This is a genomic window from Sphingomonas floccifaciens, from assembly GCF_042681125.1.
GTDB classification, from domain to species: domain Bacteria; phylum Pseudomonadota; class Alphaproteobacteria; order Sphingomonadales; family Sphingomonadaceae; genus Sphingomonas; species Sphingomonas floccifaciens.
On the sequence record NZ_JBHUFC010000001.1, the window covers coordinates 394,041 to 416,404 of the forward strand.

17 protein-coding genes are annotated in these 22,364 nt (G+C 67.5%); 5 read left to right on the forward strand and 12 right to left on the reverse strand.

Translation table 11 applies throughout. The features are described from left to right. Nucleotides 1-15 precede the first annotated feature (15 nt). Nucleotides 16-1,635 (reverse strand): rhamnogalacturonidase, encoded by a 1,620-nt coding sequence (locus ACFSC3_RS01845; RefSeq protein WP_380938155.1) that lies wholly within the window; start codon nt 1,633-1,635, stop codon nt 16-18. 114 nt (nt 1,636-1,749) lie between these two features. Between ACFSC3_RS01845 and ACFSC3_RS01850 the strand changes: the two genes are divergently transcribed. Continuing rightward, the gene (locus ACFSC3_RS01850) at nt 1,750-3,756 is read left to right on the forward strand and encodes a right-handed parallel beta-helix repeat-containing protein (RefSeq protein WP_380938157.1); all 2,007 of its coding nucleotides are present in this window, start codon (nt 1,750-1,752) and stop codon (nt 3,754-3,756) included. 174 nt (nt 3,757-3,930) lie between these two features. Here ACFSC3_RS01850 and ACFSC3_RS01855 read toward each other — a convergent pair whose 3' ends face one another. From ACFSC3_RS01855 to ACFSC3_RS01900, 10 genes are all read right to left on the reverse strand, one after another. Further along, complete coding sequence (locus ACFSC3_RS01855) at nt 3,931-4,716, reverse strand: kinase (protein ID WP_380938159.1); 786 nt, start codon at nt 4,714-4,716, stop codon at nt 3,931-3,933. Beyond that, the gene (locus tag ACFSC3_RS01860) at nt 4,700-5,650 is read right to left on the reverse strand and encodes a 2-hydroxyacid dehydrogenase (RefSeq protein WP_380938161.1); all 951 of its coding nucleotides are present in this window, start codon (nt 5,648-5,650) and stop codon (nt 4,700-4,702) included. Before ACFSC3_RS01860 ends, ACFSC3_RS01855 begins: the two co-directional genes overlap by 17 nt. Next, nucleotides 5,647-6,417 carry an enoyl-CoA hydratase/isomerase family protein gene (locus ACFSC3_RS01865; protein WP_380938163.1) on the reverse strand — a complete coding sequence of 257 codons (771 nt, stop codon included), beginning with the start codon at nt 6,415-6,417 and terminating at the stop codon, nt 5,647-5,649. Before ACFSC3_RS01865 ends, ACFSC3_RS01860 begins: the two co-directional genes overlap by 4 nt. After that, nucleotides 6,414-7,502, reverse strand: a complete 1,089-nt coding sequence (locus tag ACFSC3_RS01870; protein WP_380938165.1) for an extracellular solute-binding protein — start codon at nt 7,500-7,502, stop codon at nt 6,414-6,416. The genes ACFSC3_RS01865 and ACFSC3_RS01870 overlap by 4 nt, the downstream gene beginning before the upstream one ends. Beyond that, nucleotides 7,499-8,689 carry a CaiB/BaiF CoA transferase family protein gene (locus ACFSC3_RS01875; protein WP_380938167.1) on the reverse strand — a complete coding sequence of 397 codons (1,191 nt, stop codon included), beginning with the start codon at nt 8,687-8,689 and terminating at the stop codon, nt 7,499-7,501. Before ACFSC3_RS01875 ends, ACFSC3_RS01870 begins: the two co-directional genes overlap by 4 nt. A gap of 12 nt (nt 8,690-8,701) precedes the next feature. Next, nucleotides 8,702-9,448, reverse strand: a complete 747-nt coding sequence (locus ACFSC3_RS01880; RefSeq protein ID WP_380938169.1) for an SDR family NAD(P)-dependent oxidoreductase — start codon at nt 9,446-9,448, stop codon at nt 8,702-8,704. Next, nucleotides 9,445-10,614 carry an aldose 1-epimerase family protein gene (locus ACFSC3_RS01885; RefSeq protein WP_380938171.1) on the reverse strand — a complete coding sequence of 390 codons (1,170 nt, stop codon included), beginning with the start codon at nt 10,612-10,614 and terminating at the stop codon, nt 9,445-9,447. Before ACFSC3_RS01885 ends, ACFSC3_RS01880 begins: the two co-directional genes overlap by 4 nt. Before the next feature lie 158 nt (nt 10,615-10,772). Next, entirely contained in the window at nt 10,773-13,796 is a 3,024-nt protein-coding gene (locus tag ACFSC3_RS01890; RefSeq protein ID WP_380938173.1) for a family 78 glycoside hydrolase catalytic domain, read from the reverse strand. Next, nucleotides 13,793-14,935, reverse strand: coding sequence for an FMN-dependent L-lactate dehydrogenase LldD (gene lldD / locus ACFSC3_RS01895; RefSeq protein ID WP_380938175.1), 1,143 nt, complete (start codon nt 14,933-14,935; stop codon nt 13,793-13,795). Before lldD ends, ACFSC3_RS01890 begins: the two co-directional genes overlap by 4 nt. 8 nt (nt 14,936-14,943) lie before the next feature. After that, nucleotides 14,944-15,924, reverse strand: a complete 981-nt coding sequence (locus ACFSC3_RS01900; protein ID WP_380938177.1) for a TIM barrel protein — start codon at nt 15,922-15,924, stop codon at nt 14,944-14,946. Between the two features lie 51 nt (nt 15,925-15,975). On the opposite strand from ACFSC3_RS01900, the gene ACFSC3_RS01905 reads away from it, so the two are divergent. From ACFSC3_RS01905 to ACFSC3_RS01915, 3 genes are read left to right on the forward strand one after another with little or no spacing between them, the layout of a single operon-like run. After that, nucleotides 15,976-16,833, forward strand: coding sequence for a transketolase (locus ACFSC3_RS01905; RefSeq protein WP_380938179.1), 858 nt, complete (start codon nt 15,976-15,978; stop codon nt 16,831-16,833). Next, on the forward strand, nt 16,830-17,786 hold the full coding sequence (locus ACFSC3_RS01910; protein ID WP_380938181.1) for a transketolase family protein: 957 nt from the start codon (nt 16,830-16,832) through the stop codon (nt 17,784-17,786). Before ACFSC3_RS01905 ends, ACFSC3_RS01910 begins: the two co-directional genes overlap by 4 nt. After that, on the forward strand, nt 17,783-19,231 hold the full coding sequence (locus ACFSC3_RS01915; protein WP_380938183.1) for an FGGY family carbohydrate kinase: 1,449 nt from the start codon (nt 17,783-17,785) through the stop codon (nt 19,229-19,231). Before ACFSC3_RS01910 ends, ACFSC3_RS01915 begins: the two co-directional genes overlap by 4 nt. Before the next feature lie 132 nt (nt 19,232-19,363). On the opposite strand, the gene ACFSC3_RS01920 is transcribed toward ACFSC3_RS01915, so the two are convergent. After that, nucleotides 19,364-20,659 carry an MFS transporter gene (locus tag ACFSC3_RS01920; protein WP_380938185.1) on the reverse strand — a complete coding sequence of 432 codons (1,296 nt, stop codon included), beginning with the start codon at nt 20,657-20,659 and terminating at the stop codon, nt 19,364-19,366. Nucleotides 20,660-20,728: 69 nt separating this feature from the next. Between ACFSC3_RS01920 and ACFSC3_RS01925 the strand changes: the two genes are divergently transcribed. After that, entirely contained in the window at nt 20,729-22,312 is a 1,584-nt protein-coding gene (locus tag ACFSC3_RS01925) for a DUF5060 domain-containing protein (protein WP_380938187.1), read from the forward strand. The last annotated feature ends 52 nt before the right edge of the window (nt 22,313-22,364 follow it).

Sequence of the window (22,364 nt, forward strand, 5' to 3'; positions counted from 1 at the left end):
GCGGGGATGAGGATCTCAGAGGGCTGTCGCCACCTGCCCCAACGCCACGGCGCTGCTGTCCTTCGTGTCGACCACATCTTCCCGCCGTGCGGGCGTCGCAATGTCGTCGAGGATCGCTCCCGCCACATTGCGCAGCGCAAAGACCGGCCGCGCATCCGGCGTCTCCGTGCGAAGGCTGAACCCTCGAACCGTCAGGCGCCGGGCATGTCGCGCATAGAGTCCGGCCGCGGGCAGGGTTCCGAGGTAACTCACCTCCAGGCTTGTCTCGCGGCGATATTCCGGGACCCGCGCAGCATCCTCGCGCGTGCCGCCGCCGCGGGCGACGATGTCGATATCGCGGAACGTCACGTCCTCGACCGGGGCATCGGCGATGCCCTCCACGCCGCACGGATAGCGGGGGTGCGCGCCGGTCACGCTGATCTGGTCGAACCGCACGCGGCGCACCTTGCCGACCGGCGTGCCCTTCGGCGCCCGCATCCGCGCGCCGTGGTGGACGAACAGCGGATGATTGTACGGATCGCGGATCGTGATGTTCGACACCGACACATCCTCCAGCGTCCCGCCGTCGACGATGCCGACCAGGATGCCGCGGCTAGCCGTGCAGATACAGTCGGTGATGCGGATGTTGCGGAAGCCGCCGTTGCTTTCCGTCCCCAGCTTGATCCGTCCGAGCGGCCCGACGCCTTCGGCGTCATAGGGCGAGCGCCGGTAGGTGCCGTCCAGCAGCGTACCCATCAGATAGCCGCTGGTCTTGCAGCCCGATACCAGCACATCCTCGCACGGCACCGCGCGGCCCAGCGCATAGCTGCTCTTCAACACGATCGCGTCGTCCTTGGGCGAATTGACGGTGCAGTTCAGCACCCGCACGTCGCGGCAGGCGTCGATATCGATACCGTCGCGGTCGGTGTCGATCACCAGCCCCTCGATCTGCATGTTGGTGCAGCCATGCGCGATCACGCCGAAATGCCCGGCCTGAAGGATGGTGAAGCCCGACAGGCGGACGCCGCGGCAGTTCATCAAGCCGATTGTCTTGTTCGCGCGACCGACTGCGGCGCGTTCCTTCGGGTCCTTCAGCGCCTGTTCCTTCGCACTGATCCCCTGCGCCGCCGCCGACTGCCACACGCCGCGACCGTGCCAGCGCTCGCCGGGACCGTCGCGGTCGAGCCCCAATCCGTGGAGCATGCCCGGTCCGAGGATGGCAACATTGGTCACGCCATTGCCGCGGATCAGGCTGTTGTTGACGTGAGTGATGCCGAAGTCCTGGAACTGCTCCTCCAGATAATTTTCGGGCGGGTCGTAATTGGCGCCATGCGTGTCGGGATCGGCGGCGACGATCGTCGCGCCCGCGCTCAGCACGATCGCGATATTGTCCATCAGCCGGATGGTGAAGCACAGGTAGCGCCCCGGCGGCACGACGACGGTCCCGCCGCCGCGCTTCGCCGCCGCCTGGATCGCGCGGTTGATCGCCGGACTGTCGATCGCCTTTCCGTCGCCCCGCGCGCCGTGGCGACGGACGTCCTCGAACACGCCCGACGTCACGGCCAGCGCCTGGTCGGACAAGCCGGCCGCAAACAGGATCGCGCAGGTACCGGTCAGTGCTGTACGGCGATCAAGGATCGGGGATAGGCTGGTCATCGGCATCCTCTCGGGATTTTGGCTTGTCAGACTATCAAACATAAGACATCATATGTCTAGACGGTCGGCTGTTCGCTGAATCGATAGCATTACAATCAAGCAGGAGCAGGATCGATGACCGCAGCCGCCACCCGAATGCCGCTGCGCGCGATCCTCGCCGGGACCGCGCTGACGCTGTCGCTGGCGGCGAACGCCCAAGTCACGATCCACGTATCTCCGTCCGGCGACGACCGCGCGCCCGGCAGCGCGGCGCGGCCGGTGCGATCGCTCGATCGCGCGCAGGCACTGGTCCGGGCTGCCAATGCGAAGGGTGACGTAACCGTCGTGCTGGCCGACGGCACCTATACGCTCGACCGGCCGCTTGCTTTCCGCGCGGCCGATGGCGGGCGGGGCGGGCACCGGGTCGAATGGCGCGCGGCGGACGGGGCGTCGCCGACGCTGTCGGGCGGGATGACCGTCACAGGCTTCCGCCCCTTCGATGCCGAGCGGCGGATCTGGGTCGCGGATGTTCCCAAAGGGATCGATGCGCGGCAATTGTGGGTGAACGACCAGCTTGCGGAAACGCCGTGGATCGAGGTGCGCGCGCGTGACCTGAAGTTCACGGCCACCGGCTTCGACATCGTCGATCCCGACCTCGCCTGGATTGCGCAGGTCAAACGCCCCGAGCGGATGGAGATGGAAGCGACCGGCTTCTTCACCGATCGCATCTCGCCCGTGCAGTCGATCGCCGGGACCAGCGTCACGATGCAGCAGCCGGCGTGGGACAATAACAGCTGGGGCTATGACACGATTACCAAGCCCATCTTCCCCGACGATTCCCGGCTGTTCCTACGTGGCGCGCTGGAGTTCGTGGGCAAGGCGAACGACTGGCATGCCAAGGCGTACCAGTGGGTGATCGATCCGCAGGCGGGCAAGCTCTACCTTCGCATCGCGCAGGATGACGATATCAAGCGACTGACGGTCGTCCTGCCGCGGCTGGAGGCGCTGGTATCGATCGCCGGCACGCCGGCCGCGCCAGTTGAGCGTTTGAGTTTCAAGGGGCTGCGCTTCTCCTACACCAGCTGGCTCGGGCCATCGCGCCCGACCGGCTATGCCAACCAGCAGAGCGGGGCGTATCTGTCCAACGTCTCGCCGATCCGACCGAAGGATGCCTGGGCGACGTGCGGTTGGGGCTGCGTCGAGTTCGAATCGATGCGCCAGAAATGGCATCAGATGCCTGCCGCGGTGCAGGTCGCCGCCGCGCGCGACGTGACGTTCGAGGGCAATCGCTTCACGCAGCTGGGTCAGGTTGCGCTGGGCATCGGCAACGACGCTACGGCCAATATGAGCGGCGTCGGCCTAGCCACCGCGCGCATCCGCATCGCGCGCAACCGCTTCGCCGTCCTGTCGGGCAGCGCGATCATGGCCGGCGGCGTGCGGGTCGATGCGCATCATCCGACCGATCCCGCGCTCGTCAACCGCGACCTCACGATCGAGGACAATATCGTCGCGACCGTCAGCCAGGACTATAAGGATAATGCGGCGATCCTGACGACCTACATCGCCGGCGCGCGCATCGCGCATAACGACATCAGCGACGCGCCCTATGACGGCATCGCGGTCGGTTGGGGCTGGGGGTATAACGACGTCGGCGGCAACCCGAATTACGACGAGAACCAGAAGGGTTACACCTACAACGTCAAATATACGACGCCGACGACGCTGAAGGACACGGTGGTCGAGAACAACCGCATCCACGGGGTGAAGACCTGGTTCATGGACGGCGGCGCGATCTACAATCTGTCGGCGAACCCGAACGCGATCATCCGCGGCAACCATATCTTCGACATCGCCGACAAGATAGCGATCTACCTCGACGAAGGCAGCAAGCATTTCCGCGTGACGGGCAATGTCGTCGAAACGCGCGGCAAATGGCTGAACATCAACACCGCGGGCAAGATGTATCGGCGGCGCATCTCGACCGACAATCTCGCGACGGGCAATTGGCATTCGTCGAGCGCGACGGGCGGGCGCTGGCTCGACGAGATCGGCAACACCGCGCGCGACAATATCCTCGTGCCCGACCGCGACTGGCCGGCCGAGGCTCGCGCGGTGATCGATCGCGCGGGCGTGCGCCGCTGATGGGATAACCGGACCCTCTCCCGGTTCGCTGGCCGCCGCGCGCCCGAAAGGGCGGCGGCGGTCTTTTTATAAGGGTGACCGTGCCTCAAAACCGTTCGCACTGAGCTTGTCGAAGTGCTGCTCTTCGTCCGGTTGCAGAAAGGGCAGTGCTTCGACAAGCTCAGCACGAACGGGTTAGGGGAGGAGGCGACGCTCTTCGTCCAGCCGCAATACCAAATCCGCCCGCATCGGCATCTCCGCCAATATCCACCGCGTCAGCCGCTCGTAATGCTGCACGAACCGCGCGATCGCGGCCTCGTCCATCAGCCCCGATACATCCTTGCCGGTCGCGGCCAGCTGATCGCGCAACGCCGCTTCCTGCTCGCCCCGCCAGCGCGCGACGACGTCGAAGCCCGGCGCGGCGAGCAGAATCAGCCGGTCGATGTGCGCGAACAATGCGGCATAGTCCCTCGCCAGCGCCGCGTTCACCGCGGATCGCCAGCGCGCGTCCGCGTCCTCGTCGCGTTCTAGCGCGTTGACCGGCGCGCTCACGTCACCCTGCGGGCGGGCGCCGACGCACCAGCCTTCGAAGATGAGCAGGTCGATCGGCCCCGTCAGCGCTTCGCCCGCACCGGGCTCGTCGACTGCCTTGTCGAAGCGGGGGAGGGTCACGCTCTCGCCGCGACGGATAGCGTCGATCAGCGCGATGCCACGCGCCACGTCATGGGTCAGCGGAACGCCGCGCGTGCGCAGCAACGGGTGGATCGTCCGCGCCAACTCGGCGCGCGCGGCACCGCGCAGGTAGAGATCGTCGAGCGACAGGATCGCAGTCCGCACTCCGATCCGTTCGGCAAGCCCTGCCGTCAGCGTCGACTTGCCCGACCCCTGCGCCCCGCACAGGCCGAGCACCAGCGGCCCCTGGCGCGGCTCGTCCAGCCAGCCCCGAACCGCTGCCGTGAGAACGTCAAGCGATGCGGTCACGCGGCTCCCGGCCGTCGAACACGGCGTCGAGATTATCGGCAACACGCATGCCCATCGCGGTGCGCGTCTCGATCGTCGCACTCCCCAGATGCGGCAGCAGCACGGCAGTGGGGCAGGCGAGCAGTGCAGGCGGCACCTCGGGCTCGCGAGCATAGACGTCGAGACCCGCGGCGGCGATGCGACCGGTGTTCAGCGCCTCGGCCAGCGCCGCTTCGTCGACCAGCGTGCCGCGCGCGGTGTTCACCAACACGGCGGTCGGTCGCATCGCGTCTAGAAACGCGGCATCGACCATGTGCCGTGTCGCCGCTCCGCCCGGTGCATGCAACGACACGACATCGGCATCGGTTGCCAGCTCCAGCGGCGTCGCGCGATAGGCATCGGCGGGCATGTCCTCCGCCTGGTTGCGGCTGTGATAGATTACCCGCATCCCGAACGCCTTCGCGCGATCCGCGGTCGCGCGCGCGATGCGGCCATAGCCGATCAGGCCAAGCGTCTTGCCGCTCAGGCTGTGTCCCAGCAGATGCGTCGGCCGCCAGCCGCTCCACGCGCCCGCGCGCAGTTCCCGCTCGCCCTCCGACGCGCGGCGTGTGGCGGCGAGGATCAGCAGCATCGCGATATCGGCGGTGGCGTCGGTCAGCACGTCGGGCGTGTTGGTGACGATGACGCCCGCCGCCCGCGCCGCGTCGAGATCGATATGCTCGAAACCCGCGCCGTAATTGCCGATCATCCTCGTGGTCGCGCCTTCGATGACGTCGGCGGGCAGGCGATCGGTGACGGTCGGGCAGACGGCGTCATAGTCGCGCAGCGCCGCCCGCAGCGCATCGGCATCGAGCGGCACGTCGCGCGCGTTCAGCGTCACATCATAGCGCTCGGCCAGTCGCGCCTCGACCGCTTCGGGCCAGCGTCGGGTCAGCAGGATGCGCGGCCGCGTCATCGGCGCCGGAATTCGGGCGCGCGCTTCTCGGCGAAGGCGGCACGGCCCTCGCGCGCGTCGTCGGTCGCGAAGCAGATCGCCTGCAAGTCGCGCTCATACTCGATCGCCTTGTCCCACGGCATGGTGAAGGCGGCGCGCAGGTTGAGCTTGGCCGTCTCCGCCGCGATCGGCGCGCGGGTGGCGATCACCGCGGCGATCTGCTGCGCGCGGGCGACGAGGGCGTCGGGCGCCAGCACTTCGCTCACCAGCCCCCAGGCGCGCGCCTGGTCCGCATCGATCATGTCGCCGGTCAGCAGCATCATCGCAGCATTGGACGCGCCGATCGAATAGGCAAGCCCGGCCGCCATCCCGCCGCCGCCGATCCAGCCCAGCTTGATCTCGGGTGCCGCGAACCGGGCGGTGGTGGAGGCCAGGCGGATGTCGCAGGCCATCGCCGTCTCCAGCCCGCCACCCAGTGCATAGCCGTTGATCGCGGCGATGGTCGGCTTGCGGCACGCGCGCAGGGCGTCGCAATAATCGGCGCGATTGCGGAAGTCCCAGGCCGTCGCATAGCCGTCGAGCGTCGTGATGTCCGATCCGGCGCTGAACGCCTTTTCGCCCGCGCCCGTCACGACGACCGCGCGGACGGCATCCGACGCGTTGCACTCCGCGACCGCGGCGACCAGCGCGTCGGCCATCGCCGGGGTCATCGCATTCAGCTTGTGCGCACGGTCGATCAGGATCGTTGCGACCCGATCGGCGACGGTGAATTTCAACTCGTCGGTCATGTCTCTGCTCCGGGCGCGTGGTGGCGCGTATAGCTGGCCTCGACCGCGTCGAGCACGGCGTCGGCGGGATTTTCGTTCAGCAGTCCGTCGCGGATGAGGAGCGAGGCTTCGGTCTGGAAGGCGATGGCGCGGTCGTGGCGCGGACGCAGCAACGCCGCTTCCAGCGTCGCGCGGGTCGCCGAATAGAAGCCGCCGGCTGCGGCATCGACGGCCGGATCGGTCCAAGCGCTGCGCAGCGCGGGCTGGCCGTCATGCTGCGGGATGAAGCCGCGCTGAGTCGCGTCGGCCATCAGCCAGCGGAGATGGTCACGCAGGTCGTCGGTCACCTCCGCCCGGCGTGACACCGCAATGCCGGTCCCGCCCAAGGTCGAACCGATCCCGGCAGGCCCATGCGGTGCATCGGCGTAGCGGATCGTGCCCGCCGCCGAATAGGTGACATAGCCATAGATCAGCGGGCAGAGCGCAGGGCCGTCACCCGCCGCCATCGCCTCCAGCATGGTGATCGGGTTCATCGCGGCACATGCGCGGGTCGTTTCGCCGATCAGGCGGACGAGGATCGCATAGGCCTCGCGTCCGACCGCGCGATCGACGAACCGCTCGCCCGCCCGCGGGGCGCCGAGCGCGCCGCAGACCGACTGGAAGCTGAGCGCGGCGTGCGGGCCGGCCAGCGACAGCGCGACCGGCATCCGTTCGGCCAGCGCGATGAGCGCGTCCCATGTCTCGGGCGTCTCGGTCACGTCGCGCCGGCACGCCATGACCTGCGTCGCGGCATCGAGCGGAAGCGCCCAATGCTTGCCGGCATAGCGGTAACTCGCCAGCGAAGGACCGATCGCGGCCCGGCCCAGCGCGGCGATCTCGGCCGGGTCGAACAGGTCTTCGAGCGGCACGAGGCAATCCGCCGCCACCGCCTCTCCGACATGCGGGTGATCGAGCACGACCAGATCATAGGTCGCGCACAGATCGGCGATCGGGTGCGATTCGAACCCCTCCAGCGGATGCTTGTCCCACGCGATCAGCGCGCCGCCCGCCGCGGCCAGTGCATTGTAGCCGCGCGGATGATCCCAGGTCAGGCCGCGGTAGATCATGCGTGCTGGCGGACGACGCCGGATTCGACCAGCCGCGTGACCGCATCCTCATCGAGGCCGAGTTCGCCCAGCACTTCGCGGCTATGCTCGCCAACCAGGGGCGCGCCGCGTGCGATGGTCGACGGGGTCTTCGAGAAGCGGATCGGGAAGCCCGGCGTCTTCACCCGGCCTTCGGTCGGATGGTCATATTCGACGAAAGTGCCGTTGTGCTTGACCTGCGGATCGTCGACCAGCTCGGCATAGCCATAGACCGGACCCGCCCAGATATCCTCCGCACGGAACCGCTCCAGCCATTCGGCGCTGGTCGCGGTGACCAGACGGGCCTTCACCGCCGAGAAGATCGCATCGCGCTGGGTCCAGCCGTCACGTTCGGCATCGAGCGTCGCGAGGAAGGGTTCGTCCAGCAGTTCGGCAAGCTTCGCGAGCGGCGCCATCGCCAGCGTGATGTAGCCGTCCGACGTCGCGAACACGCCGTAGGGCGCGCGGATATAGCTGTGGGCATGCGCCTCGGCCGATCGCGATTGCGGCTTGCCACCGACGGTGAAGACCGACAGCTCCTGCATCTGGATGGTCGCGATCGCGTCGAGCATGTTGACCTGCACCAACTGCCCCTCGCCGGTGCGCTCGCGGTGGAACAGCGCGGCCAGCGCGCCTTCGAACGCGGAATAGGCGGTGATCGCGTCGACCAGATACTGGCCGGCGGGGGCGGGGGGCTGTCCCTCGGCCCCGGCCGACAGCATCGCGCCGGACATGCCCTGGAGCAGCAAGTCCTGTCCCGGATAGCTGCGATACGGCCCGTCCTCGCCATAGCCGGACATCGACACGTAGATCAGCCGCGGATTGATTGCAGACAGTGTCGCGTAATCGACGCCCAGCCGTTCGGCGACGCCGGGGCGGTAGTTCTGGAGGAAGACGTCGGCGGTCTTGACCAGTTCGAGCAGCAGCGCCTTGCCCTCGGGTGCCTTCAGGTCGACCGCCAGGCTGCGCTTGTTGCGATTGAGCGAGAGGAACGAAACGTTGATCTGGTTCCCCGTCGCGCCACCGGCCGAGGCATGGCGTTGCCATTCGCCCGAGGTCGGCTCGACCTTGATGACGTCGGCGCCCATGTCGCCCAGCCGCTGCGCCGCGAAGGGACCGGCCATTGCGATCGAACAGTCGAGCACGCGGATACCGTTCAGGATACTCATGAATGTCAGTCCTCAGGCCATGACCCAGCCGCCGTTGACGTGCAGCGTCTGGCCGGTGATGAATCCCGCCTCGTCGGCGGCGAAGAAGGCGATCGCCGCGGCGATGTCGGCGGCGGTGCCGCGGCGCTTGATTGCCTGCGCGTCGAGCACCATGCGGTTGTAGCCCTCCGGATCGGGGTGGATCTTTTCCGCATCGGTCGGGAAGGCGCCGGGCGCGATCGCGTTGACCGTCACGCCGTAAGCTCCGAACTCCCGCGCCCATGCCCGCGTCAGGCCGATCAGGGCGCCCTTCGACGCGACATAGGGCGAAAGGTTGGCCCAGCCGCCGGAAATGGTGATGCTGGACACGTTAACGATGCGCCCGAAACCACGCTCGCGCATGCCGGGCAGGGCGGCCTGAACCGCGACGATGCCGGCGTCGACGTTGACGCGCTGGACCAGTTGATGATCCTCGATCGTGAACTCTTCGAACGGTTTCGACGGATAGATCGCGGCGTTGTTGACAACGACGTCGAACCCGCCGGTTTCCGCCAGCAGCCGGTCTAGTTCGGTGCGAAAGGCGGCAAGGTCGGACAGGTCGGGGGTCGAGACGATCAGCCTGCCGCTATCGATTCCGGCCGCGGCATCCTGAAGCTTCGCGACCTTGGCCGGGTCGTTGTCGACCGCGACGACGGTCGCCCCGCGCCGCATCAGCAGTAGCGTCGTCTCCAGGCCCAGCCCGCCAGCCGCACCGGTGTAGAGGATCGTGCGGCCGTTCATGCGATCACCGGGAAATTGCCCGTCGGCTGCGGATAGTCCTCATCGGGCTGGCGCTGGACCGCCTCGATCCGGGCGACGGTGTCGGCGACGGCTCGCGCGGTCGGCAGGATGCGCAGCACGGTGTCGTAGCGCCGCTCGTCGCCATGCTCCAACCAGATCAGCTCGCCGCGTTCGCGCGCGAAATCCTTGCCCAGCACATGGTTGGTCGAGGGTTCGATGCCCAGCGCATAATGGCCGGCGTGGAAATTCTGCCACTCGTACATTGCGGGAAACTGGCTCTTCAGCGTCTCGACCGCGAAGCCGAACCCGAGTGACTCGTTGACCAGCGCTACCGTCACTCGCCCATCGGCATCGGGCGCCATGTCGTGCTGCCAGACCTGTTCGTGGAAGTTGACGATCGGGGCGGGGGCGGTGCGATAACCGACGCCCTGTTTGCGGTACTCCGCCTCATGCGCCGCCCAAAGTACCTCGCGGATCGGCGCGACGTAGCGCGCGCCCTCAGCCAACACCGGATGGCCGACGTTGATGTGGTAGCAGTACATGTGCGGCGTGCGATAGAAGCCGTGGTTGACCACGCGGTCGTGCAGGCGGATCTCGTCGCCGCCGACGGTCGCTTCGATCCGGCGGATCAGGTGCAGGTCTTCGCCGAACACCGTCGATTGCTGGACGATTCCCTCCGCCCAAAGGATGCAGTCGTCGCCGTCCCAGCGCTCGCCATAGCCGGTCAGCCGCGCCGGTATGGTGCCGATGCGACCGTGGAGCGAGGAGGACACGGCTTTGCGCGGTCCATAATGATAATGCCCGGCGGGGTCCTCGTGCATAAAAAGCGTGTGGTCGAGCCCGCAGGTGATGTTGAGCCCTGACATCGAGCGGAACCAGCCCAGCCCGCCTTCGCCCTCGTAGTCATGCAGAGCAGGATTGCGGAACCCCGATGGCGAGTGCCAACCGATCGCGCGGCCGGCATGCTCGCACTCGGCGATGTCCATCGCGCGATCGACCAGGACGGTGAAGCGCAGGCCCGTACCGGTGCGGAATTCCAGCATCCGAGTCCCGCGCTCGACCCCGTCGCCGAGCGTCGAGAGGCGGACGCCGGCGAATTGCGAAAGGCTGCCGGTGCGGCTCGCCAGATCCCTGCGCGATACCGTCTCGCCATAGAGCGTGACCACTCGACCTCTCCATCATGACATAAGACGTATGATGTTTAGGGCTATCGAATGGATGCGTCAATCACTCCCTCGCTCCCGCGCAGGTGGGAGCCCATCTCCCGGACGTGATACTTGGTGAGCGTGGGAGATGGCTTCCCGCATGGGCGGGAATGACGAAATTAGAGGCGGGTAAAGACGTAGGTGCCGGAGCCGACGACGGTTCGGTTGGCAACCGTCCGTCCCCCCTCCAGCCATTCACCGACCGGTAACTCCACCTCCGCCACACAATTCGCCGGCACGGTCAGCGCGAGCCGCGTCATGCCTGACGCGTCGCCGTCCACCTCGGTCGCGATCGTGCCCACGCACGCCTCGTACCGCGCGCGCACGCGCCCGACCCCGGGCAACCACAAAGGCCGTACCGCGATCCGCCGGAAGCCCGGCGCGGCCGGGGAAATACCAGCCAGTCGGCGGTAGAAGAACCCGACCACCGCGCCGAACGCATAATGATTATAGCTGTTCATCGCGAGGTCGCCGGTGTCGCCGTTCCACCGCTCCCACATCGTCGTCGCGCCCTGGGCGACCATATAGCCCCAACTCGGATAGCCGGTCTGGAGCAGCAGCGCCGCAACCTCGTCCAGCTTGCCCGCGTCGGCGAGGACGTCGAAGATGTAGGGAGTACCGAGAAAACCGGTCGACAGCGTCATGTCCCGGCGGCGGATGTCCGCGGCGAGGATGTCCGCCGCGGCGGCGCGGTCGGCGGCCGGTACGAGGCCCATCTGGAGCGCGAGCACCTGACTGGTCTGGCTGCCGTTCCCGGCGGTGCCGCCCGTCAGATATTCATCGGCGAAGGCGCGGCCAATCTCGCCACGAAGCCCATTCCATCGCGCCGCACCCCGCCCGGTCGCGCGCGCCATCTGTGCCATCAAATCGGCGCACCAAGCCCAATAGGCGGTCGCGCACAGCCCGCGCGGTGTCGTCTCGTCGTCGGGCTTCACGGCATCGACCGATAGCCAGTCGCCGAGATCGAGCCCGCGATCGTTGCGCCAGACATGGTCGGGGTTGGCGCCGGCGACATGCGCCATCCACGCGTCCATCGCCGCCCAATTCTCGTCGATCACAGCGGTGTCGCCATAGCGTTGCCAGAGGTGCCACGGCAGAATGACACCCGCCTCGCTCCAACCCGCGGTCACCACGTCGGGGAAGGACTGCGGCTGGGGCACGACGATCGGATAGCCGCCGTCCGGGCGCTGCGCCGCGCGGGCCTCGATCAGGAACCGGCGCAGGAACGGCCCGACCTCCATCGTGAAGGCGGCGGCGTCGGCGAAGACCTGGATATCGCCCATCCAACCCATCCGTTCGTCGCGCTGTGGGCAGTCGGTGGGAACCGCGAAGAAGTTCGACTTCTGACTCCAGCGTGCGTTGCGCACGATCGCGTCGAGCAGTGGCGCGTCGGGGAAGGCGATCTGGCCTGTCTCGCGGCAGTCCGAATGAACGACGATGCCGACCACGTCGTCGGCGGTCGGGGTGCCGGGAAAGCCCTCGACCTCCACATAGTGGAAGCCGTGATAGGTGAAGCGCGGTTCGAGCGTTTCGGTCCCGCTGCCCGCCAGCGTGAAGCGGTCGGTCGCGCGGGCGAGGCGCAGGTTGGATAGGTCGGCGGTGCCGTCCGCGTTCAGCAACTCGGCGAACCGGGCGACGATCGTCGTGCCCGCGGGGCCGGTCGCGGTGATGCGCGCCCAGCCGGAAAAATTCTGGCCGAAGTCGAACACGAACCGTCCCGGCGCGGCTTCGGTCATCGACAGCGCCCGGCGTTCCTCGATCGGGCGGACGGGCGGCGAGGTGAGGGGGACCAGCGGGACGCCGGGGGCGACACCGACCTTGGCCAGCCTCCAGTCGTCGGACACATGGCGCGCGTCGACCGTCTCGCCATCGTAGATTTCGGACATCGAAATCTCGGACGTTGCGACCCGCCAGTCCGGACCGGTCGTGATCCACTTTTGCGAGCCATCGGCATAGTCGATCCGCAGCATCGCACGGAAGCGCCGGGGAGCGGGGCCGAAGCCGTAGCGTTCGATCCGCCAGCCGAACGGGCTCGCGTACCACCCGTCGGCGACCAGCGCTTCGATACGGTTCGTGCCCTCGGCCAGCAGCGGGGTGACGTCATAGGTCTGATAGAACAGATGCTTGTCGGCGACGCTGATCTCGGGCGACAGCACCGCGTCGGACACTGGCTGCCCGTTGATCGTCGCGTGATAGGCGCCGAGCGCGGTCGCGTAGAGACGCGCCGCAGTGACGGGGCCGCGCGTGGCGAAATCGTGGGCGAGCCGCATCACCGGCTCGGACGGGCGTGGGTCGTTGTGCGTGTTCGCGCCGGTCTTCTGCGCTGCCGGCCAGTCGCTTGCATCGAAGGCTGGGCGCTGCCAGCCCTCCGCCGGATCGACGCCAACCCGCCACATCGGGTTGCTGGCGATGCGCTCGACCGAGCCGTCGGCACGGTGCAGGCGGATCAACGCGGCGAAGGCGCCGCCGTCGACCGGGAAGAAGCCGGTCGTATCCGCCTCGACCAACGCACAGATCGTGCGACGACCGGGCAAGAGCGGCGCGGCGATCGGGCTTAGCGTGCCCCAATAGGGGAGTGGCGTGTCATACTCCCACGGCTGGTCGAGCGCCGCCGGCACGCCGTCGACCCACACGCCGCGCAGATGATCCTTGCCGGAAACGAGCAGTTCGCTGCGTACGACATCGACCGGAACATCGATATCGATACGGAAGGCGTGGGGGCGGGCGTCGAGCGCGGTGTCGCTCCAGATCCAGGTCACGCCCGCCGCGCGATCTGCTGCGGACGCTGCGTCCTCGGCCTCCAGCCAGTCGCCCCGCCAGTCGTTCGAATCCAGCCCTGTCTCGAACCACGTCGGATCGGAGGCGGCGGTGCCGTGCGAGGTGTCGATCTCGACCGTCCAGACGACCCGCTGCATCGACCCGAGCGGCGCGCCGGCATAGGCGATATCGAACGTCGCATCGGACGGTACGACGCCGCTGTCCCACACCGTGCGCCCGTCGACCGCAGCGCGGATGCGGTAGCTCCGCTGCACGATGTCCCGACCATCGCCCTCGATCCGCCACGACAGCCGCGGCCTGCGCACGTCGGTGCCGAGCAGGTCGACCGTCCCTTCGGCGCGCAGATCGAGGACGCGGATCGTCATACCGTCGAGCGATCCACCAGAATCGACCGGTCGATCGCGTCGATGCGATTGACGCCGGTCAGGGTCATCGCGACGATCATCTCCTTGCGGATCAGGTCGAGCAGCTTGGCGACGCCCGCTTCGCCCTCGGCGGCCAGCGCATAGACCCAGGCCCGACCCAGCAGCACGCCTTTCGCCCCCAGCGCCAGCATCCGCACGACGTCGAGCCCGCTGCGCACCCCGCCGTCGACCAGCACGGTCAGGTCGTCGCCGACCGCGTCCGCGATTCCCGGCAGCGCGCGGGCGCTCGACAACACGCCGTCCAGCTGGCGACCGCCGTGGTTCGACACGACGATGCCGTCCGCCCCGATCCGCGCCGCCTCCCGCGCGTCCTCGGGATCGAGGATGCCCTTGATGATCAGCGGGCCGTCCCAAAGGTCGCGAATCCAGTCGAGGTCGCTCCAGCGGATCGTCGGATCGAAGTTGGTGCCGAGCCAGCCCATGTAATCGTTGAGGCCGCTGTTCTTGCCGAGCACGGGCAGCAGGTTGCCCAGCATATGCGGACGGCCGAACAGGCCGACGTCCCACGACCAGCGCGGACGCCCCATCGCCTGCAATATCCGCCGCATCGGCGCATTGGGTCCGGACATGCCGGAGTGGGCATCACGATAGCGCGCACCGGGTACCGGCATGTCGACGGTGAAGACCAGCGCCTCCGCCCCGGCTTCCTTCGCGCGCGCCAACAGGTCGCGCATAAAGGCGCGGTCGCGAATGACGTAGAGCTGGAACCAGAAAGGATCGGCAACGCGCGCGACCTCCTCGATCGAACAGATCGAGACGGTCGATAGGCAGGTCGGGATGCCCGCCGCCGCCGCCGCCTTCGCCGCCTGGATCTCGCCGCGACGTGCATACATGCCGCTGATGCCCACCGGGCCGAGGGCGACCGGCAGTGCCATCTCGCGCCCGAACAGCGTCGTCTTCAGGTCGATCGTCGCGACGTCGCGCAGCACCCGCTGGCGCAACGCGATATCGGCCAGGTCGCTGACGTTCCGCTTCAGCGTCGCCTCCGCATACGCCCCGCCGTCCGCATAATCGAACAGAAAACGGGGAATGCGTCGACGCGCGGCTTCGCGGAAATCGCTGGCGGACGAAATAATCATGGCGGACCTCAGTAGGACGAGAACAGCGCCTCTCGGGCGAGTCGCAACGCCGTTACCGCGTCCTGCCGGTCCTGTGCATCCTGCATCTCGGCGAAATCGAGTTTGTCGAGCGCGCGTTCGACCGCCTTCAGGAAGCCGATCGCCGAATTCGCCGCTGCCACGCTGTCTTCGCGAAAGGGGAACTGGTCGAGCTGCCACACGCCTTCCCACCCATTCTTGCGAAGCGTGTAAAAGAATTCAAACAACTCGATCGGGTGCACGCTGCCGGCGATCAGGTCGTCGTCCCAACCGCGGAAATTGTCGTTCACGTCCATGCCGAACAGGCGGCCGTGGTCGATGGCAAGCTGTGCTGCGTCCGCCGGGCTTTCGCCGCCGTAGAGCGAATGGCCGAAGTCGAGCAGGATGCCGACATTGGGCACGCCCATCCGCTCGATGCCGAGCAGGGTGCGCGCGACGCTGTCGTAGCTCATGTGCGCGCGCGGTTCGCGCGGCTTGTATTCGATGACGAACTTCAGGTCGGGGTTCTGGCCGGCAAGCTCGGCGACGCCCTCGACGCTCATCTGCCACAGCTTCTTGTGATCGACCTGAAAAGGATAGTCCCATCCATCCTGGCCCGGCCACAGCTTTACATAGTCCGCGCCGAAGCGGCGGACGACGTTGGCGGCATCGTTGCACATCTCGTTGGCGAGGCGACGGATGCCGGCGTCGGGGTTGGTGAAGGCGCCGCGCATGAACTGGCGCGTGTAGATTTCGGGCGTGATGCCGATGACCGACAGGCCGTTGCGCTTGAGCGCCGCGTCGACGGTATCGAGCGACAGGCTCGGGTCCACGAAGGGGTAGTTGATGTCGACCACCGACAGATCGTCGACCTGTCCGGCGAGATCGATCATCTCGATTAGCGAGCGCGCGGGGCCGTACCCGTCGGTGGCATAGCGATCCACATAGGTCGCGAAATGCCAGATGCCGGCGCCGTAGCGTTGCTTGCCCATGCTCGATCCTCTTCGATTGCGCGAGCCCGACAAGCTCGATATATTCATCATATGACAGACATCATACGCAGCGACAATATCGATCCGCGAACGGCGCATGTCCGGGAACGTGCCAACTGGATGCGGCGCCGGCTGCTGGGCATGATCGTCGCAGCGAAGCAGGGGCATCCGGGCGGCGACCTGTCGGCGACCGACGTGCTGGCGACGCTCTATTTCGACGTGCTGCGGATCGATCCCGCAAACCCGACCGCACCGGATCGCGACCGCTTCGTGATGAGCAAGGGGCATTGCACGGGCGCGCTCTATTCGGCGCTGGCGGCGCGCGGCTTCTTTCCGGAGGACGAGCTTAAAACCTATCTCAATTCCGAATCGCGACTGAACGGGCACCCCAACCGCGTCTATCTACCCGGCGTCGAGACCAACACCGGGCCGCTGGGCCATGGCTTCCCCGTCGCGGTCGGGATCGCGATCGCGGGACAGATCGACGGCGCCGATTTCCGCACCTTCGCGCTGACCGGCGACGGGGAATTGCAGGAAGGCAGCATGTGGGAGGCGGCGATGCTGGCCGGGCATCGGGGGCTGGGCAAGCTGACCGTGATCGTCGACCGCAACCGTCTGCAACAGGGCGCGCGGACCGAGGACACCAATGCGCTGGAGCCGCTCGGCGACAAATGGCGTGCCTTCGGGTGGGAAGTGGTCGAGGTCGACGGGCATGACCATGCCGCGCTGCTGGCGGCGTTCGACGCGGCGGCCGAGCCACGGGACAAGCCGCGCTGCATCATCGCCAACACGTTCAAGGGGCACGGCGTGAGCTTCATGTCCGACCAGGCCGGCTGGCATCACGGCGTCCCGAACGCGGAGCAATATGCCCTCGCGATCCGCGAACTCGAAGCGGAGATGGCGGCATGAGCGCGCCGACCCCCACGACCGGCCTGTTCGATTGCCGCGACGCCTATGTCGCCGCGCTGGAGGACATGGCCGCGACCGACGACCGGATCGTCGCCGTCGTCAACGACTCTGTCGGGTCATCGAAACTCGGCAAGTTCCGCGACCGCTTTCCCGCACGCCTCGTCAACGTCGGCATCGCCGAGCAGAACATGGTCAGCGTCGGCGCGGGACTAGCCGTCGGCGGCAAGATCCCGTTCGTCAGCGGCGCATCCTGTTTCCTGACCGCCCGCGCGATGGAGCAGATCAAGGTCGATTGCGGATACAGCCAGCAGAACGTCAAGCTGTGCGGCATCTCCAGCGGCGTCGCCTATGGCGAACTCGGCGCCACGCACCACAGTATCGAAGATGTCGCCTGGCTGCGCGCGATCGACAAGCTGACCGTCATCGTACCGGCCGATCCATGGCAGACCGACGCCGCGATCCGGGCGGCGGCGGCGCATGACGGACCGGTGTTCGTCCGCATCAGCCGAATGCCGGTGCCGGCGCTCGATCGGCCGACGGAGGCCTTTGCGATCGGGCGGGCAGAGACGCTGCGGGACGGCGATGCGTTGACCATCATCGCCAACGGCACGCTCGTCCACCGCGCGTTGGCTGCCGCTGAGATGCTGGCGGCCGAGGGCATCGCCGCGCGCGTCGTCAACATGGCGACCGTCTCGCCGATTGATACCGAAGCGCTCGCGGCGGCAGCCGAAACGGGTGCGATCGTGACCGCGGAAGAGGGGCTGGCCCACGGCGGCCTGGGCGGCGCGGTCGCCGAATATTGCGCGCGGCATCGACCGGTGCCGATGCGGATGCTCGGTTTCCCCGGCTTTCTTCCGACCGGGTCGGCGGAATGGCTGATGGAGCGCTATGGCCTGACCGCCGACGGGATCGCCGCGGCGGCGCGCGAGGTGCTGGCGCAGACCGCCAAGTGATCCTCGCGATCGATCAGGGGACGACGAACACCAAGGCGCTGCTCGTCGCCCCCGATGGCCGTGTCGTCCTGTCGCGGTCGCGGGCGATGCGCGTGGCCTATCCGCGGCCCGGCTGGGCGGAGCAATCGGCATCCGACATCTGGGAGGCGGTGGCCGCCCTGATCGCGGAGGTCGTCGCCGCGGCGCCTGACGCGGGAATCGATGCGGTTGCGATCTCAAACCAGCGCGAGACGGTGGTGATCTGGGACGCTGAAACCGGTCGCGCGGTGACGCCGGCGGTGCTGTGGCAATGCGGGCGTTCGGCCGACCGCTGTGCCGCTTTGCGCGCGAATGGGGCAGGGGAGGAGATTCTCGCCCGCAGCGGGCTGGGACTCGATCCGCTGTTTCCAGCGGCGAAGCTGGCATTGCTGCTCGACGACCTCCCCGATGGGCGCGCACGGGCGGAACGTGGCGAATTGCGCGCGGGAACCATCGACAGCTGGCTGTTGTGGAATCTGACCGCAGGCGGGGTCCACGCGACCGACTACAGCAATGCATCGCGCACGCAGTTGTTCAACCTCGACATGCTGGGCTGGGACGCGGAACTCGCGCGCATCTTCGACGTGCCGCTGGCGATGCTGCCCGAGGTACGCGCATCCGACAGCCGCTTCGGCGACGTCGCCCCCGGTGCAACCGCGCTGCCGGCCGGCACGCCGATCCACGCGATGCTGGGCGACAGCCATGCCGCCCTGTTTGCGCACGGCATCGACGCGCCCGGCGGGGTCAAGGCGACGATCGGCACGGGCAGCTCGCTGATGACGCCGACCGCGACGCGCGTGCGCTCGACCCACGGCCTGTCGAGCACGATCGCCTGGAGCCGGGGCGGGGCGGTGCAGCATGCGCTGGAGGGCAATATCTCGGTATCCGGCCACGCCGCCGCCTTCGCGACGGTGCTGCTCGGGCTGGCGGACGAAGCGGCCCTGACCGTGCTGGCGGAGACCGTCAGTGACAGTGGCGGCGTGACGTTTGTGCCGGCGCTGGCCGGGCTGGGGGCGCCCCACTGGCGGGCGGAGGCGCGGGGGATGCTGCACGGCATGACGCTCGGCACGCGCCCGGCGCATGTCGCGCGCGCGACGCTGGAAGCGATCGCGGTGCAGATCGGGGATGTGCTGGCGGCGATGGACGCCGATCTCGGCGCGCACGCGGCGTCCGTCTCGATCGACGGCGGGGCGGCGAAGAATGCGGTGCTCGGGCAATTTCTCGCGGACCTGACCGGACGGACCGTCCAGCGACCGCAGGCGGCGGAGGCCAGCGCGTTGGGCGCGGCGCGGATGGCTGCGGAGGCGCTGGGGATGGATGCCGCCGGGATGCGGCTGGCGCCGCAGGATCGGTTCGTTCCGGCCATGGCGGATGCGGAGCGGAAGGCGATGCTTGCCCGCTGGCGCGCAGCTGTAGAGCGCGCCTGACGCCCCTGTCCGTCATCCCCGCGAAGGCGGGGATCGATAGTCGCTGAGCTTGGTGAGACTCACGGCGTTCAGCCAGAATTGATCCCTGCCTTCGCGGGGATGACGGGGGAAAAGGACGGACGGAGCGGCGCGTCAGGCCGGCTCCACCCCCATCTCCGCCTCCAGCTCGTCGAGCGACTTGCCCTCGTTGCGCGGCGCGCCGAGGAACCCGATCAACCCGCTTAGCACCAGGAACCCGGTCAGGATCCACGCCAGCGTCGAAAATCCCGTGGCGGTCAGGATCGGCACGAACAAGCTGAACACCCCCAGTGCGATGCGCACCACGCCGAACATCAGCCCTTGCGCGGTCGAGCGCAGCAGCGTCGGGAACATCTCGGACGACCAGAGCTGGAAGAAACTCTGCGCGCCGAAACCCTGTCCGACGCTCATCAACACGACGTGCAGCAGCGCCATCGGCAGCGTTAGCGGGAACAGCGCTAGCAGCGACATGCCGACGACCTGGATGACCGCGGAACCGAGGAACAGCATCCGCTGATTCACGCGGTCGGATAGCTGCATGAAGATCAGCCAGATCGACAACATGCCGAGCAGGAACGAGAAGGACTGCACCCCGACCGACATCGCCTGGCTCTGATCGCCGACGGTGCGCAAGATGTAGGGGAAGAAGAAGCCGTTGGTCCCCGCCCACAGGTTCCACATGCCGTACATGCCGGCGAGGAACGCCATCGGGCCGATCCATTGGCGCTGCATCAGGTCGCGCAGACGGGCGGGCTGCGGCGCGGTGCCGGCGGCTTCCTGTTCGGCCTGCGCCTCCAGCCAGCGCTGCGATTCCTTCATGCGCGACCGCAGGAAGGTGAGCGCGACCGCCAGGATCGCGAGATGGGCGAAGACGATCCGCGCGCCGAGCAGGCCGAGCGGCTCAAGCACCAGAAACATCAGCAGGACGACGACCGGCCCCAGATACCACAACACCTGCGCGACCCCGCTATGGGCGCCGCGCTTTCCCTTGGGCGCGGTCTCGGCGATCAGCGACCAAGAGGCAGGAATGTCGGCACCCACCGCCAGGCCGACGAGGAAGAAGCCGGTCAGCACCATCCAGGCGTTCATCGCGAAGATCAGCCAGCACATGCCGAACGCATAGAACAGCATGTCATACTGGTAGATCGTCTTGCGCCCGAACAGGTCGCACAGCCGCCCGCCGACGAACGCGCCGATCCCGGCCGAGATCGCGTTGGGGCCGAGCGCACCGATCAGGCCGACGAAGGTCGGGCTGAGCTTGTACGCCTCCATCCACAGCGCCAGCGCCGCCGATCCCGCGACGATCGAGCCTGCGTCGATATAGTTGGCGAGACCGGCGAGAATCGTATTCTTCCAGTCGCTCGACTGCGGTTCCTGGCGATCATCGGCGGCTGGTATCGCGGCGGCCATGCACCCCTCCATACTTGTTATATGACGACATATGATATTATGTTTGGCGACGCTAGATGGGAGAGGGCGATGACGGTCACGCGCAGGACGATGCTGGGGGCGGCGGTCGCCGGCGGAGTGGTGGCGATGGTACCCGGCGGAGCGGTGGCGACAGCGCTGGCGAAGAGCGTCGAGCGCTGGGGGCTGTACGAAATCGCTTTGGACGGCCCGAGTGGCGGCAACCCGTTCGACGACGTTCGCCTCACCGCGACGTTCGAATCGGGCGGTCGCACGATCGCGGTGCCGGGCTTCTACGACGGCGACGGCACCTACCGCATCCGCTTCAGCCCCGGCGATCTCGGGCGCTGGACGTGGAGAACGGCAAGCAACGTCGCGGCGCTCGATGGCAAGACCGGCACCATGACCTGCGTCGCACCCGCGGCCGGGAACCGCGGCCCCGTGCGGATGTCGCGGGACGGCTATCACTTCGTCTATGCCGACGGCACACCCTATCGGCCGGTCGGGACGACGTCGTACAGCTGGGCGCTGCAATCCGATGCGCGCTGTGCCGAAACGCTGGCGACGCTGAAGACCGCGCCCTTCAACAAGATCCGCATGTGCGTGTTCCCGAACGTCGCCTCGGTCGCGACCGATCCGTTCGTACGGACCGGGGCGGGACCGAAGGACTGGGACCCCGCGCGGTTCGACCCCGCCTATTTCCGCCGCTTCGAGGATCGCATCCGGCGGCTGGGCGCGCTGGGGATCGAGGCGGACGTGATCCTGTTCCACCCCTATGACAAGCTGCGCGGCTATTCGGACATGAAGCCGGCCGATGACGCGCGCTACCTGCGCTATATCGCCGCGCGGTTCGGGGCGTTTCGCAACGTCTGGTGGGCGATGGCGAACGAGTATGACCTGGTCGAAACCAAGACGGTCGCCGACTGGGACCGGCTGTTCCAGACCTTGGTCGCGGCCGACCCGCACGACCGGCTGCGCTCGATCCACAACCTCCATGTCTATTACGACCAGCGCAAGCCGTGGATCACGCACGCGAGCATCCAGAACGGCGCCGCGGTGCTAGACGACGGTCGCGTCCATCCGCACCGCCAGTTCGCGCAAAAGGCGGTGATCTTCGACGAGGTGATCTACGAGGGCAATTCGTCGAAGCGCTGGGCGGCGCTGACGGGCGAGCAACTGGTCGAGCGCTTCTGGTGGGGCACGATCGGCGGCTGCTACGTCGGTCACGGCGAAGTGCTGAGCGCGGGCGACAATCCCGATGTCAGCTGGCTGGGGCAGGGGGGCAAGCTGAACGGCACCAGCCCGGCGCGCATCGCCTTCCTGCGCAAGATCTTGGAGGATGGGCCGCTGCCGGGGATCGATCCGATCCAGCAATTCTGGGATTATCACCTGGGCGGGCGCGATTTCACCTATTATTTGAAATACTTCGGACGCGACACGCCGACCGAGTGGAAGGTGCGGCTGCCGACCAAGGCGGCCGATCCGCACAACAGTTTCCGCATCGACGTGATCGATACGTGGAACATGACGGTGACGCCGGTGGACGGCGTGTTCACGATGCAGCAGTTGAACGAATACGACGTCCACGACCCCGCGCGACCGACGGTGGCGCTGCCGGGTCGGCCCTATATGGCGCTCAGGATCGTGAAGGTTTGAGCCCCGTCATTCCCGCGCAGGCGGGAATCCATCTCCAGCGCTCGTCGAGATC